Consider the following 14,242-nt stretch of genomic DNA (forward strand, 5'->3'; position numbering starts at 1 on the left):
TGACCCAGCCCCGTGATCCGGGCCGTTCATTCGGAGAGTCTGTTCGCCTTTCTTTCTGTTGGTTGGTTTGAGGTCAAGGCCCGGCGAGCGGAGCCACCGCGACGCTCAAGCGAGCCGGGCCGGTGTCTGCGGTGCTGAGCGGCATAGGTCAACGGAGCAAGTCCGCCGAGTGCGGTGTGCGGCCGTGTCGTGTTGTAATCGATCCGCCAGGCTTCGATGATGCGCCGGGCGTCACCGAGACTGTCGAAGAGATGCTCGTTCAGGCACTCGTCGCGCAGCCGGCCGTTGAAGCTTTCGACGAAGGCATTCTGTGTCGGCTTTCCCGGCGCGATGTAATGCCACTCGATGCCGACCTCGCGGACCCATTTCAGGATCGCATGACTGGTGAGCTCAGTGCCATTGTCGGAGACGATCATCTTCGGAGCGCCCCGCTGGGCGATGAGGCGGGACAGCTCCCTCGCGACCCGCACGCCGGACAAGGAGACATCGACGACCACAGCCAGGGCTTCCCGGGAGAAGTCGTCGACAACACAGAGCGTGCGGAACCGGCGGCCATCGCTGAGGGCATCCGACACGAAGTCCAGGCTCCATCGCTCATTCGCCTGTTCCGGCAGGAGCATGGGCGAACGCGTGCCTGTCGCCCGCTTTCGCCCGCGTCGTCGTTTCACGGCCAACCCCTCCTCGGCATAGATGCGGTAGATCTTCTTGTGATTGGCACTGAGGCCCTCGCGGTCCAGCAGGATGCCGAGCCTGCGATAGCCGAACCGGCGGCGTTCACCAGCCAGCTCCCGTAGCCTCTGGCGCAGCTTCTCGTCACCGCCATCGCGTTTCTCATACTGGAAGGTGGACCGATCGAGATCGGCCAGCAGGCAGGCCCGACGCTCCGACAGGCCATGCGTTTCCATCACGTGGTGCACGGCCTTCCGCTTCGCATCGGGCGTCAGAAGTTTTTTGTCGCCAGGTCCTTCAGGGCGGCATTGTCCAGCATGGCATCGGCCAGGAGGCGCTTCAGCTTCGAGTTCTCCTCCTCCAGCGTCTTCAACCGCCGGGCGTCCGACACCGTCATGCCGCCGAACTTCGCCTTGTACTTGTAGAAGGTCGCATCCGAGATGCCGTACTTGCGGCAGATATCGGCCGTCTTCACACCAGCTTCGTGCTCCCGGATCATCCCAATGATCTGTTCTTCGGAAAATCGTGATTTGCGCATCTGTCATCCTCTTCGTGTCGAGGACTCTGCAAATTCATGGCCGGAAATTACGGGGCTGGGTCAGATCGCATCGAGCGAGGCGTAGATTTCTGCAAATGCGGCCCCCTTAGAACTAGGCAGACGATCCTTCTGCGGGTACTTGGTGTCAATTTCGCCTTTGATACGGCTCAGGATGATTGCCCAGTTGCGCTCCGCAGGTTTTACCGGATCGGGAATATTCAGCAGCTCCGAAAACTTCTGAATGCCCACTTCCAACATGCGCATGGCGTGAAAAACCGCTGCAGTAGAACGCTGCAATGCCAAGCATTTGGATGCTTCTGAAAGTTCTCGTGCCGCATCAGGGAAAATGCGCTCAATGTCCCAATCGACCAGCTTCGCGGCGGGCTGCAACAAACCGTATTGAGCGCGGTCCAGTACCATAAACCCCATAAGGCCGACCTCGTCCGTAAGGCGAGTTTCAACGTCCTTAATAGCGACCCGCATGTCATCGACGCTCAATACGCTAGAGTTATTGTCCAATTCGTTTCGATATCTCTCGGCAGCCATATGGGCCAGCTCAGCGCCCACGAAACCAGTTGCCGCCGAAAGGTCCTTAAATTGGTTCGCCATAAAGGTACGAAACTCCGGGGTCAGCAATTCGCCCTTCGCCTCAATTGACCACTGCTCAATCTGTGCCCGAATGTTTGAAACGAGCGTCACAGTCTGGATGAAGCGTTGAGCGTTTAGATCCTTCATAAGTCTCGCAAAGCTCCAAATTTCTCCAGCCAGCGGGATGCGCCCGCAAGGCGATTCGATCTCAAGTTTCATAGGATATATCCAAACTCAAAGCGCTTGGGTACGCTTTGTATGATATTAGGAAAAATATCCTAATTATATACTTGACAAAGCAGGCCCTTTGGCTACCTTAGCAGCCAAGGAGAACAGCCAATGTCTATCGCTCTTACAGATCCGATCTTCACCGACGAGGACGCAGCGCGCGAGCATCTTGAGGCGCAGCGCTGGCCTGACGGCGCGGTGTGCCCACACTGCGGTTGCGTAGGCGAGGATCACGTAACTCCGATCAAGGGTGCCCGTGCGCGTCCATCCAAAGCCCATCCAGAGGGCAAGGAGCGCAAGGGCCTCTATCAATGCAACGGCTGCCGCAAGCAGTTCACCGTCACCGTTAAAACCGTGTTCGAACGCTCCAAGGTACCGCTCAACAAATGGCTGGCCGCTACCTACCTTCTGGCGTCTTCAAAGAAGGGCATGTCAGCCCACCAGCTGCACCGTATGCTTGGCGTTACCTACAAGACCGCTTGGTTCATGTTTCACCGCATCCGCGAAGCCATGAAGGAAGACAACTCCACGTCTGGCCCGCTCGGTGGCGAGGGCAAGATTGTCGAAGCCGACGAAACCTATATCGGCAAGCGTGACGTGCCTTACGTCTCCCCGCGCCGCATCAAGGAAGGTCGCCCGTTCCTCAAGTCGGGTGGCAACCAGAAGCGCCCTGTCGTCTCCCTCGTGGAGCGCGGTGGCCGTGTCCGTTCCTTCCATGTCCGTATCGCCAACAAGGCGCAGGTGCGTGACATTCTGGTCCGCAATGCAGACCGCAAGTCCCGCCTGTTCACTGACGAGTCGCGCCTCTACACCACGACCGGCCAAGAGTACGCAGACCACAAGACCGTCAATCACTCCGCCAAGGAGTATGCGCGCGGCGAGGTTCACACCAACACGATTGAGAACGTCTTTTCTGTCTTCAAGCGTGGCATGACTGGCGTGTACCAGCATTGCGGCGAAGCCCATCTTCACCGCTACCTCTCAGAGTTTGACTTCCGCTATAACCGCCGTCAGGCGCTAGGCGTGAATGACGAGGACCGTCACAACCAGCTTCTCAAAGCCGTGGCAGGCAAGCGCCTGACCTATCGGCGGACTGGTGAAGCCGCGCTCGCCTAAGCAGCTGGCGCGCGCCTTCAAGCGTCATCGAAAACGCAAAAAGACTCGACTTTGAAGAATCCTGTACGCCTAGTCCGCAGAGGAGGGGCGCATGGAGATTTACTCAGCACGTGTTGTTGTCGGCAGCAACTTATGCCGCTGTGATGTCATCTATCACGACGACGAGTATTGGCTTGTTGCAGAATGGCTCGACACCCCATCAGAAGGATGGTCATCCCCAGCGCGATTAGTTGGGCTGCGCGGGGTCGATCATAAGATTCTTCAGGGGAATGATCCCCGTATAGTGGTAAGCTACTCACTACCCACATTTCTTTTCGACACGCAGACCCCGTTACCGCAAGAACACGAGTACGAGGTTTGGGATCTCCCGCCAATCCGTATCCGCGATAAGAGGGGGATGAGCTAGTCATTCGCCCTTGCGGCGACGCCTCAGCGGATCAATCGGCCCCATCTTGTGCCGTCGCTCGGACTCGCGCTTAGCTTTAGCCTCGTCCTTTACGTCACCCTGCGGCTTTGGCTTCTGATCCATCAGCCGCTTCAGGGTGTCATTGAATTTCTTTTCGTCTTTTGAGTCTGTCATGCCTAAACGTAAGCCTAAAGTTCGCGTCGGGGTCAGGTGCGATGGATTCTTGCGCGAAATCCTCACAATACGAGAGTCGCCAAAAGGTGAGCTTCGCATTATGCCGCGCGTCGAGCGGTTTAGCACTAGCCACCCACTATCCGCGACCATCCTTACACCGCCGCCACGGATAACAGGAACGTACTTCTCAGTTCACAACTCACCGCGAAGCGACGGTGTTCTTTTCAAGTTTTCCCAGGAATTAGGCGACGGGCGCAGAAGCACCGTCGCTCAATTCGTAGAGGACGGGAAAACATCCGTGTGCAACGTTCTGTTCTCAAAAATCTGTCCCGAGCTTGACGAAACCTACACCCTTCGAGCGGGCAGACGAGATGAAACCGTAGAGCTAATGTCGTTCTCGTTGCGAGACCGAGCGTCTTTCGCTTTTTCTGTCGTCATAACCAACGCAGTTGATACCGCCGCCATTCCAGACGGGCACACCATGACAGCGCTTCGCTTCAGAAATTGGTTTGTGTGCATCCACTATAGTCTTTGCACGCTACCGTCTCGCGCTTTTGGGTCGATGCAGGTGGTTGGCACCAGTCCCATGCAAATGAACGGCGTCCCCGTGAACGAAGATGAACCTCGAAAGGTGAGGGCCAAAAACAGAGGCCAGCTAATCTCCGACATACTTGGGTATGAATCGGCCTGTGGTCGCCACCTACAGTTAGAGATTGCTAGCGCCATGTCTGAGCCACTCCGAAGCGCCTTTCTAGCTCAAGACTTTTACTTCCACACAAACCCAGCCGCACTATTGAGACGGCGCATGCAGCGCGGCGACATAATATTCGAATAGCTCCGCCGCTAGGTCGAATAGCGATGCGTCAGCAGTGTTTTCCCATTGCGCGATTATCTCAGTCGCCTTGACCGCCATATCTGGTGTCATGCGGTCTGGAAGGCTGCGCCCCCACATCGCGTCTTCATTCCCATCCTTCATAGGTATCCTTCCAGATACTCAACAATGGCGGGCGAATCGGGAGCCTGCTTTGTCAAGTATATAATTAGGAAAAATATCCTACACCTGTCTCGCGCACCTTAAGGTGGGACGCACGAGACAACAGGAGTAGGAAATGAACTCTACCAAAAACAGGCTCCATGACGAGCACAGCGTCCGCCTCGCAGTCGGGCTGACAGGATATGCGCTGCAAATCCCTTCTGAGGCGATCCTGTCTTCATCCGCGCGCGACCATCAGGTGGTGCGGGCCCGTCAGGTTGCAATGTATCTCTCGCATGTCGGGCTGGGGATGAGCCTTGCGCGCGTCGCAACAGCGTTGGAGCGGGACCGCTCTACCGTCGCGCATGGTTGCCACAGGATCGAGGATATGCGCGACGACCCGGACATCGATGCCTGGCTGGACCTGATGGAGAACAAGCTGCGCGAGGCTGCGGATGTCGGCCTATCTGGCGGCGGGCAGGGGTTTAGCCAGCGGCCGCTTCGGTGCCGGCGACCGACTTGATCCGTTCCAGCATGGAAGCAAGACCATTGGAGCGCTGCGCCGACAGCGCTTCGCTGACACCAATCTCATCGAAAAAGGACATCGCATCGAAGGCTGAAATTTCCGACGCCTTTGCACCGGAATAGAGCCGGATGAGGATGGCAATCAGGCCCGACACAATGAGTGCATCGGACTCAGCGCGGATCTTCAGTTGATCGCTATTCTCTGGCTCAATCACCATCCATACTTGGGAGGCGCAGCCGCGAACCCGAGTGTCTTCGCTCCGTTCGCTGGAGTCGAGTGGCGGGTTCGCCTTGCCCATATCAATGATGTGGGCGTAGCGGGTCTCCCAATCGTCGAGAAACTCAAACTCTGCAGAAATGTCCTGGGCGCGTTCTGTAACTGTCATGCCGCTCATTTGGGGCAGAAACAGGTAAAAGAAAACCCCGGCCCCCAGCTGAGGGTCGGGGCGAGAGATTGAATACGTGTGATCCTAGTTGCTGACCTTGGCGATGCAACTTCCAATCTCAGCAAGTGCATGCTCCCCAAGGCAGAATGGCACCTCGAAATGCTGGTGCGTCGCCGCGATGCACTGCTGAAGGTTGAGGTTGGCCATATTCATGCAGCCGGAGGTCTGACTTTCGGTCATAGCGCCCTGAATCGGTGCAGGGCCGGTCTGTTCACTGCCAAGCACGCGGTAGGCTGCAAGCGTGGCGATCTTGTCGGCGACCTGCTCACTGCCTGGGGCGACGCTGCGGCGGGTGCCGCCCGTAATGGTGCGTACATTTGCGACACGGACGCGATCCGAAGCACCGTTGATGTTGCGCCAGATCGATGGGGCACCGACCCGGCCGGCCGTCGAAAGGACATTGCCGATATCGGGCGCGCGGAAAGCGGTCGTCATGTCATTGCTGGCGGTACGGCCAATCAGCGATTCGGCGCGAAGGCGGGTCGCCAGTGCGCCGGAGTCGCCGAGCTTGCCCTTGGCCCAGCCATAGGACTGAAGGCTGTAGGCCTGCTGCTTGACCGTTTGCGCGGTAGCCTGGAGTCGCTGTGCATCAGCTGCGCCTGCATTGAGGGCTGCGCTGACAGCAGCAGAGCCGCCATGAAGTGTGCGGGCATAGCGCACATCATTCTGCAGGCCACGAACGAGGAAGTCGCGGCCATAATAGGCTTCGCCATCGCGGACGGCGGCGCGGAATTCAGGGTCCTGCGAGGCGATCAGCGCCGAATAGGCGATCCAGCCACGAGAGAGTTGGTTATGGTTCTGGCTGCCTAGATCGTTGAGCGCCGACTGGATCGACGCGACGTCCTCGAACCTTTTCTGTTCAAGTCGGGTCACGTCATTCTGATAGGTGGCATATACCGCTGCGGCCGTCGCGAGCGGGTCTGGTGCGGGCGCGATGCTGTAGGGCTGAACTGTCGGAATGGCCGCCGTGGAGGCAGGCTCAGAGGCCTGTTCAGACGTGTTGTCCTGGGCCGTGGCGGTAAGTGCCAAAAGCGTGCCGGCGGTCACTGCTGCGTGAATTCTTCCGAGTTTCATTCTGTTTCCCCTGAGACGCGAAGGCATGCCTCGCTCTATCATTCTGGCGCAACTCGCCATAATCTAGGGCATAATAGGCAACCGACTCAACTTGAATTCTTCACCCGCAAGGATGCGTGGCATTTCTAACCGACAGATGAACAGCTCGTCTAAAATCGCGGTAATATCTGCCTCCCTGATCTGGCTGGCGGGTGCCGTCGCTGCGGCTGTGCTGGCGGCGCGTGAGGGCATGCAGGGTTTGGTCGCGGTGGCGGTGTGTGCCTGCGCAGCGCTTCCAGCTGTTCTGACCATACTTGTCGCCTTGCGGGGGCGTCGTTGGCCGGTCGCACGAAAGTCCGTGCTCGCGATCCTGCCATGGATTGCGCTCGCATCCGGTCTCGTTTTCGTTACCGGTGGTTTCTACTCACCTGCGATTGCAACAGGCGCGCTTGCGCCGCTTCTCGTACTGGCCTTTGGCTGGCGCTCGCATGTGATCGAAGTCTGCGTGTTTGCGTTCCTCGGACTTGCAGGCAGCCTGGTGGCTGCAGCGTTTCTCAACGGCGCGCTGGATGACCCGGCGCTGAATATGTTCAGCGGCGTACTGTCCCTTAATGCCATCCTCGCTGGCGCTCTGCTGCTGGTCGCCATTCTTCAGCGCCAGTCCGCCGATGTCGCCGCAGCAGCTGCGCTGGAGCCGGTCCGCGCCGGTCCGGAGATCGACGAGGACAAACCTGCACGAACAGGCCCCGTCATGATCGTCGATGTTGCCGATGATGGCCGCGTGCGCATGGTGTCGGGCGAGATCGATGCGCCGGTCAAACCGCGCCAGAAGGAGCCTTTCGTCGACGCGTTCGATACCCCGTATCGTCCAAGGATCGAAGCAGCCCTCTCATCCGACGGCACGCGTCTTGATGTCGATATCGGGCGTTCTCCGCTTGAGCTGATCTTTGACCCGCACGCCGCCGGCATGCGGGTCTTCATGAGCCTGATGGAGGAGGCTGACGCAGAAGAGGGGGAGGAGGGCGCGCCCGACGAAGCCCCGGTCGATCGGGCAAGTGCGGCCGAAGAAGCGCTTGCAGAACGGACGGCCTTCTTTGCTAGCCTCGGTCATGAGCTCAAGACCCCGCTCAATGCCATCCTCGGCTTCTCCGACCTGATGCGCAATGAACTGCGCGGCGACCTGCCAGAAGCTTACCGCGAATATGTCGAGCTTATCCATGAAAGCGGCCAGGACCTGCTTCTTACGGTCGAGGACATTCTGGATTACGCCAAGGCTGAGTCCGGCCATATCCGGCTCGACCTGGAACCGGTTGATCTCGTCGCCAGCAGCGAGTCCGTCATTGCCCAGCTATCGGCCTTTGCTGATCGGGCAGGTGTATCCATCCGTCAGAAAGCGGGCAATGAAGTCTGGGCGCTGGCCGATGCGCGCGCAGTGCGCCAGATCTGGCAGAACCTTCTCTCCAATGCAATCAAGTACTCTCCTAGAGGGGCGATGGTCAGCATTGATGCGCGTGCGGGCTCTTCCACGGTCGCGCTTTCGGTTCGGGATATGGGCGCCGGAATGAGCGCCAGCGACCTTGAACAGGTTGCGCGTCCCTTCCAGCAGGGCAGTAATTCCAAGGGCAGGGCGGGCACTGGCCTCGGCCTTGCCGTCGTGAAGACGTTTGCGGACTTGATGCAGGGCAAGGTCATCATCGACACCGCGCCCGGAGAAGGCACGCGGGTTCGCGTCATTCTGCCGAAGGCGGAGCTTGAAGAGACTGAAGGCGCGATATTGGAAACGACCAGCGTCTAATTTGGTGTTGAAAGCCGGATGCGATCAGGATTTGAATTTGCGCCGCTCGATCCGAGTTTCGCGCAAGAGTAGCGCAAAGCCACTGACCAGCAGCGCGCCGATCATGACGATGACGACTTCGAGGGGCAGGACGGGCGAGCCGGTGACTTCGACAGCACGCGCAGACAGGAAATCCTTGCCGCCGAGCGACAGGGCATTCACGCTGGACGCTTCAGTTGCAGCTTTGATGGCTGCGCCTGTTTGAATGATTGTGCTGAACATGGCCCACTCCCTGACGGCGTATTAGTAAACTGTTAACGCTTGCGCAACTTGCAAGCATTGTGCCGTGAGAGAGAGGAGCGTGCTGCCTTGTTTGATGAACGCCTGCCGAGCTGGGTCTGGGTCGATGCCCTGATGCGCCGCGTACAGATCGCCGGGGCAAGCTGTTTCGTCTTGCAGAAGGGCGACAGGGAGCGCGGCGATGTGATCGTGAAAGTCGCGGACCTTCAGGGTAGCGCGCGGGTCTATGTGCCGCGCACCAGTATGGAAGGTACGCGCATCTTCTCCGATGTCCGCTTGCAGGGCGTGGGCGAAAGCGAAAGAGAGGCTGATGAGTATGTCAGCCGCGCCCGTAATCGCGACAGCGACCTTTGGGTGATCGAGATTGAAGATCGCGAGGCGCGCCACTTTCTGACAGAAGACATCGAAGCGCCTGCCGATTGAGTGTCCGGCCGGCGACGGAATCAGGCCAAGCCATTCATCATTGGAAAGGCGGATCCTGACTGCGAAAGGGAGAGACCGTGGCGAAGCTCTATTTCACCTATTCGGCAATGAATGCCGGCAAATCGACGATCCTCCTGCAATCGGCGCACAACTACCGTGAGCGCGGCATGACCGTCATGCTCTGGACATCTCATTTCACCAGGGCCGATGACGCGGAGGATGCGCGTATATCTTCTCGCATTGGCCTCGCCTCCGATGCGCACCGGTTCAATGGCGACGTTGACCTCTTCTCCGCGATTGAGACAGCGAATGCAGGCACGCCGCTGAGCGCGGTCCTGCTGGACGAGGCGCAATTCCTCAGCCGCGGGCAGGTCTGGCAGCTGTCACGGGTCGCAGACGAGCTGGGGATCCCCGTCCTCTGTTATGGCCTTCGCACAGACTTCCAGGGCAAGCTTTTCGAGGGCTCGGCAGAGCTGCTCGGGATTGCGGACAGCCTTCGCGAAATCCGCACCATCTGTCACTGTGGCAGGAAGGCGACGATGACAGCCCGGGTGGATGAGGCAGGCCAGCCTCAGACGGAAGGCCAGCAGGTCGACATCGACAAGGATCATTACCTTTCTCTCTGCCGCCAGCACTGGAAAGACGTTACTGGATTGCAAGCCGACTGACCGGAACAAGTGGGCTGTCATCTGGTTGATTGAGGCAGGAGCAGAACGCTCACAGCGCAAACCAGAAAGGATTTTGAAAATGCCTACTCCAGACGGACACACGACAGCCATCCGAGCCTCCCGCGTCATCGGGACGGACGTCTATTCCACCAGCGGCGACAAGATCGGTGAGATCGAGGACGTCATGCTGAACAAGCTCGACAACCAGATCATGTTTGCTGTCGTCGGCTTTGGCGGGTTCCTGGGCTTCGGTGAGAAGTTTCACGCTATCCCATGGTCGTCTCTGGACTATGAGAAGGACAAGGGCGGCTACATTGTCCCGTTCAGCGAAGAGCAGCTAAAGCAGGCCCCTTCGCACACGCTGAAAGAGCTGACCAAGGATGACGGCGCTGCCGCGCGCGACGCGGCCTTCGACTACTACAAGGTCGAGCGCTACTGGGTGGTCGGCGCGGACTAAACGGCCCTACATTTCAGGAGAAGCGGCGCTGCGAATGTGGCGCCGCTTTTTCGTGAAACCTTCCTATCGCCCACACCCGACCCGATTGCGGCCCAATTCGCCGGCGAGTGTCCCTCCATCGCATCTGATGAGGAGGACAAGTCATGGGCGTTCGCCGAAACACAGAATTTGCGCTGACTGCGCTGCTTTTATTCGTCATTGCAGGCGTAAGTGTGAAAGCTGACGCGGAGACTTCTGGCTCGCCGCAGATTGATTATGCCGGCTTCATGCAGACAGGCGGGGACGTCATGGCGCTGCGCTCCACGCGCCTCGTCAGCCTCACCGACTTCAATGAAATGGCCAGCGAGCCCGATACCATCATCCTTGATGCGCGAAGCGCCGAGGCTTTCGCGATGGGGCACATCGATGGTGCCATCAATGTCAATTTCGCCGACTTCACAGATGAGAAGCTGGCCGACCTGATCGCACATCGAGGCACGCGCATTCTCATCTATTGCAACAATAATTTCACTGACGATATCGCGCCAGTGATGCTGAAGCGGGCCCCGCTCGCGCTGAACATCCCGACTTTCATCAACCTGCACGGCTATGGCTACACCAATGTCTATGAGCTGGGAGAGCTCGTCAGCACGGATGATCCGGATGTGAACTGGGTGAGTTCGCCGCAAATGCCCTGAACCTCACCTGCGTACCGCCGGCGAAAGGCAGGCCGGCTTCCCCTCGCCGTGCCTGCCTTTCCTTATTTAGTTCTGCTAATGCGACCGTTACGCCGCTTGCACATCGGCGCTTTCGCCGTCATGTCACCCATCGACCATTGAATATTGGGACGACACCATGACGACTGCCAGCCAGCAAACTGCCGCGCCACGCGTCAATCCGAACGCACCAACCGAAGAGACTGTCCTCTCGGTAGAACATTACACCGACCGGCTTTTCTCTTTCCGCATCAGCCGCCCGCAAAGCTTCCGCTTCCGCTCGGGCGAGTTCGTCATGATCGGCCTGCCGCGCGAGAACGGCAAACCGCTCCTGCGCGCCTATTCGGTGGCCTCGCCATCCTGGGATGACTCGCTGGAATTCTATTCGATCAAGGTGCCGGACGGCCCGCTCACCTCGCGGCTTCAGAAGATCCAGCCGGGCGACAAGGTTCTGCTCGGCAAAAAACCGACAGGTACGCTGGTGCTCGACGCGCTGACGCCGGGCAAGCGGCTCTACATGTTCTCCACAGGGACGGGCTTTGCGCCTTTCGCCAGCCTGGTGCGCGACCCGGAGACCTATGAGAAGTTCGAGGACGTGATCGTCACTCATACCTGCCGCCAGAATGGGGAGCTGCAATACTCCACCAAACTGGTCGAGGACCTCGTCAATGATCCGCTCGTCGGTGAGATGGTGCACGGCAAGCTCAAGCTGTTCACCTCCTGCACGCAGGAGCAATCCGAGCGTATGGGGCGCCCGACAGACCTCATCCGCTCTGGCGAACTCTTCAAGCAGCTGGACCTGCCACCGCTCGATCCGTCAACGGACCGCGTGATGATCTGCGGCTCCATGCCAATGACGCTGGAGATGAAAGACCTCATGCAGGAAGCCGGTCTGACTGAGGGCTCGAATGCCGCCCCGGCCGAGTTTGTCATCGAGAAGGCGTTTGTGGGGTAGCCCCACCTCTTAGGTGAAGTGCTCGATTACCGTCTTCCCAGCGAAAGCTGGGACCCATGGCGGTTGATAGCTGACCACCCAGCCGCCATGGACCCTGACTTTCGTCAGGGAGGCGGCAATCCAGTTGTGGAGCGAATAGGTTGGGCTTAGCCCATCTGCCCGCGATGACGCAGCTTTGCGTCCGCCAGCACGCAGGCCATCATCGCTTCAGCGACAGGGACGGCGCGGATGCCGACGCAGGGGTCGTGGCGGCCTTTGGTACGCACATCGACTTCGTCACCGTCGCGGGTCACAGAGCGCGTTTGCGACAGAATAGAAGAGGTCGGCTTGATCGCGACGCGGACCACAACGTCCTGACCCGTGGAAATACCGCCTGCGACGCCGCCATTGTTGTTCGACAGGAAGCGCACGCCTTCATTGCCCATGCGCATCTCGTCGGCATTCTCTTCGCCAGAGTAGGAGGCGGCGGCAAAACCCGCGCCAATCTCGACGCCCTTGGCGGCATTGATACTCATCATGGCGCTCGCAAGCTCGCTGTCGAGCTTGCCATAGATGGGCGCGCCCCATCCGGCAGGCACGCCTGAAGCGTGGACCTCGACAATGGCACCTGCGCTGGAGCCTGCCTTGCGGGTCTCGTCCAGAAAGTCTTCCCACTGCGCGGCGGTCTTGGCGTCCGGGCACCAGAATGGGTTGTTGCCGGTCTCGTCCCAGTCCCAGTTCTCCGGGTCGATCATGTGCGGGCCAATCTGGATGACGGCGCCGCGAATGGTGATGCCATCACCGAGAACACGGCGCGCCACGGCGCCTGCGGCAACCCGCATGGCGGTTTCGCGCGCAGAGCTGCGCCCCCCGCCGCGATAGTCGCGGATGCCGTATTTCTGGTCATAGGCATAGTCGGCATGTCCGGGGCGGTAACGGTCGCGGATCTCCGAATAGTCCTTGGAGCGCTGGTCGACATTCTCGATCATCATCGAGATAGGCGTGCCGGTGGTGACCTGGCCATCGGTGCGGTCGTCAGCGAAGACGCCGGAGAGGATGCGCACCTCGTCCGGCTCCTTGCGCTGGGTCACGAAGCGGCTTGTGCCGGGCTTTCTCTTGTCGAGGAAGCCCTGCACATAAGCCTCATCCAGCGGCAGGTTTGGCGGGCAGCCATCCACCACGCATCCGATGGCCGCCCCGTGGCTTTCGCCCCAAGTGGTCACGCGGAAGAGGTGGCCGAACGTATTATGCGACATGGCTGCCCGTCTTTTTCAGTAAGCCTGCGGCCTTAGCTGAACAGATGCTCGACGGCGGCGCGCTCTTCGCGCAGCTCCGCATCGGTTGCATCCATCTTGCCGCGCGAGAACTCATTGATCTCGAGGCCCTGGACAATCTCATACTTGCCGTCCTTGCAGGTGCATGGATAGCCATAGATGACGCCCGGCTCGATGCCGTAGGAGCCCTCTGACGGAATGCCCATCGAGACCCACTCACCCTCGGGCGTGCCGAGGGCCCAGCTGCGCATATGGTCGATGGCGGCCGACGCAGCCGAAGCGGCAGAGGAAGCACCGCGCGCCTTGATTATCGCCGCGCCGCGTTGCTGCACGTCGGGGATGAAGGTGTCGGTGTACCAGGCGTCATCGACCTGCGGCTTGGCGTCTTTGCCTTTGACCGTCGCGTGGTGAATGTCCGGATACTGGGTCGCCGAGTGGTTGCCCCAGATGATGACGTTCTTGATGTCGGTATTGTGTGCGCCGGTCTTCTCGGCGAGCTGGCTCATCGCGCGATTATGGTCGAGACGGACCATGGCGGTGAAGCATTTCGGGTCGAGGTCCGGTGCGTTCTGCTGTGCGATGAGCGCGTTTGTGTTGGCCGGGTTGCCGACGACGAGGACTTTCACATCGCGCGAGGCGTGATCGTTGATCGCCTTTCCTTGCGGGCCAAAGATGCCGCCATTGGCTGACAGCAGGTCCTTGCGCTCCATGCCCTGCTTGCGCGGCATGGCGCCGACCAGAAGCGCATAGTCGCAATCCTTGAAGGCAACGTTCGGGTCGTCAGTCTGGACAATCTTGTTGAGCAGCGGGAAGGCGCAGTCATTGAGCTCCATCGTCACGCCTTCGAGCGCGCCGAGGGCCGGGGTGATTTCGAGCAGGTGAAGGTCGACGGGCTGGTCGGGGCCCAGCATGTCGCCAGCGGCGATACGGAAGAGCAGGGCGTAACCGATCTGACCAGCGGCACCTGTAACGGCAACTTTGACGGGCTTTTTCATGGGAGG

17 protein-coding genes are annotated in these 14,242 nt (G+C 59.4%); 8 read left to right on the forward strand and 9 right to left on the reverse strand.

The window, feature by feature from the left end; all coding sequences use genetic code 11:
* Positions 1-26 precede the first annotated feature (26 nt).
* Both D1224_RS14390 and D1224_RS14395 read right to left on the reverse strand, forming a co-directional pair.
* Positions 27-1,207 (reverse strand): IS3 family transposase gene (locus D1224_RS14390; protein WP_119377970.1). Its coding sequence is split into 2 segments (ribosomal slippage): positions 27-958 and positions 958-1,207, totalling 1,182 coding nucleotides; the frame shifts between segments, so codons are not numbered across the junction.
* Between the two features lie 60 nt (positions 1,208-1,267).
* A complete protein-coding gene (locus tag D1224_RS14395; protein ID WP_147372409.1) occupies positions 1,268-2,014 on the reverse strand; it encodes a hypothetical protein in 747 nt (248 codons plus the stop codon).
* A 120-nt stretch (positions 2,015-2,134) separates the two neighbouring features.
* Between D1224_RS14395 and D1224_RS14400 the strand changes: the two genes are divergently transcribed.
* Positions 2,135-3,139 carry an IS1595 family transposase gene (locus D1224_RS14400; RefSeq protein ID WP_119380638.1) on the forward strand — a complete coding sequence of 335 codons (1,005 nt, stop codon included), beginning with the start codon at positions 2,135-2,137 and terminating at the stop codon, positions 3,137-3,139.
* A 406-nt stretch (positions 3,140-3,545) separates the two neighbouring features.
* Here D1224_RS14400 and D1224_RS16555 read toward each other — a convergent pair whose 3' ends face one another.
* Together D1224_RS16555 and D1224_RS14410 are read right to left on the reverse strand one after the other, a co-directional pair.
* Positions 3,546-3,719, reverse strand: coding sequence for a hypothetical protein (locus tag D1224_RS16555; RefSeq protein ID WP_182482317.1), 174 nt, complete (start codon positions 3,717-3,719; stop codon positions 3,546-3,548).
* A 790-nt stretch (positions 3,720-4,509) separates the two neighbouring features.
* Positions 4,510-4,695 carry a hypothetical protein gene (locus tag D1224_RS14410; RefSeq protein WP_119380640.1) on the reverse strand — a complete coding sequence of 62 codons (186 nt, stop codon included), beginning with the start codon at positions 4,693-4,695 and terminating at the stop codon, positions 4,510-4,512.
* A 133-nt stretch (positions 4,696-4,828) separates the two neighbouring features.
* On the opposite strand from D1224_RS14410, the gene D1224_RS14415 reads away from it, so the two are divergent.
* Positions 4,829-5,215, forward strand: coding sequence for a helix-turn-helix domain-containing protein (locus D1224_RS14415; RefSeq protein ID WP_119380641.1), 387 nt, complete (start codon positions 4,829-4,831; stop codon positions 5,213-5,215).
* Here D1224_RS14415 and D1224_RS14420 read toward each other — a convergent pair.
* Positions 5,178-5,603, reverse strand: a complete 426-nt coding sequence (locus D1224_RS14420) for a SufE family protein (protein WP_119380642.1) — start codon at positions 5,601-5,603, stop codon at positions 5,178-5,180. The two genes, D1224_RS14415 and D1224_RS14420, sit on opposite strands and share 38 nt — an antisense overlap.
* A gap of 84 nt (positions 5,604-5,687) precedes the next feature.
* On the reverse strand, positions 5,688-6,737 hold the full coding sequence (locus tag D1224_RS14425; RefSeq protein ID WP_119380643.1) for a hypothetical protein: 1,050 nt from the start codon (positions 6,735-6,737) through the stop codon (positions 5,688-5,690).
* Between the two features lie 136 nt (positions 6,738-6,873).
* On the opposite strand from D1224_RS14425, the gene D1224_RS14430 reads away from it, so the two are divergent.
* Positions 6,874-8,511: a sensor histidine kinase gene (locus D1224_RS14430; protein ID WP_182482318.1), complete on the forward strand. Its 1,638-nt coding sequence runs from the start codon at positions 6,874-6,876 to the stop codon at positions 8,509-8,511.
* Between the two features lie 24 nt (positions 8,512-8,535).
* Here the strand turns inward: D1224_RS14430 and D1224_RS14435 are convergent, their stop codons facing one another.
* Positions 8,536-8,772, reverse strand: coding sequence for a hypothetical protein (locus D1224_RS14435; protein ID WP_119380645.1), 237 nt, complete (start codon positions 8,770-8,772; stop codon positions 8,536-8,538).
* Positions 8,773-8,859: 87 nt separating this feature from the next.
* On the opposite strand from D1224_RS14435, the gene D1224_RS14440 reads away from it, so the two are divergent.
* The 5 genes from D1224_RS14440 (at position 8,860) to D1224_RS14460 (ending at position 11,988) form a co-directional block, all read left to right on the forward strand.
* Positions 8,860-9,213 (forward strand): DUF1491 family protein, encoded by a 354-nt coding sequence (locus tag D1224_RS14440; RefSeq protein WP_233350566.1) that lies wholly within the window; start codon positions 8,860-8,862, stop codon positions 9,211-9,213.
* Between the two features lie 77 nt (positions 9,214-9,290).
* Positions 9,291-9,881, forward strand: a complete 591-nt coding sequence (locus tag D1224_RS14445) for a thymidine kinase (protein ID WP_119380646.1) — start codon at positions 9,291-9,293, stop codon at positions 9,879-9,881.
* A gap of 79 nt (positions 9,882-9,960) precedes the next feature.
* Positions 9,961-10,338: a PRC-barrel domain-containing protein gene (locus D1224_RS14450; RefSeq protein WP_119380647.1), complete on the forward strand. Its 378-nt coding sequence runs from the start codon at positions 9,961-9,963 to the stop codon at positions 10,336-10,338.
* 143 nt (positions 10,339-10,481) lie between these two features.
* Entirely contained in the window at positions 10,482-11,015 is a 534-nt protein-coding gene (locus D1224_RS14455; RefSeq protein ID WP_119380648.1) for a rhodanese-like domain-containing protein, read from the forward strand.
* A gap of 157 nt (positions 11,016-11,172) precedes the next feature.
* Entirely contained in the window at positions 11,173-11,988 is an 816-nt protein-coding gene (locus tag D1224_RS14460) for a ferredoxin--NADP reductase (protein ID WP_119380649.1), read from the forward strand.
* Positions 11,989-12,134: 146 nt separating this feature from the next.
* On the opposite strand, the gene aroC is transcribed toward D1224_RS14460, so the two are convergent.
* Complete coding sequence (gene aroC / locus D1224_RS14465; protein WP_119380650.1) at positions 12,135-13,223, reverse strand: chorismate synthase; 1,089 nt, start codon at positions 13,221-13,223, stop codon at positions 12,135-12,137.
* A 32-nt stretch (positions 13,224-13,255) separates the two neighbouring features.
* Positions 13,256-14,236, reverse strand: coding sequence for a malate dehydrogenase (locus tag D1224_RS14470; protein ID WP_119380651.1), 981 nt, complete (start codon positions 14,234-14,236; stop codon positions 13,256-13,258).
* Between the last annotated feature and the right edge of the window lie 6 nt (positions 14,237-14,242).

This window comes from Henriciella barbarensis (genome assembly GCF_003576345.1).
Taxonomy (GTDB): domain Bacteria; phylum Pseudomonadota; class Alphaproteobacteria; order Caulobacterales; family Hyphomonadaceae; genus Henriciella; species Henriciella barbarensis.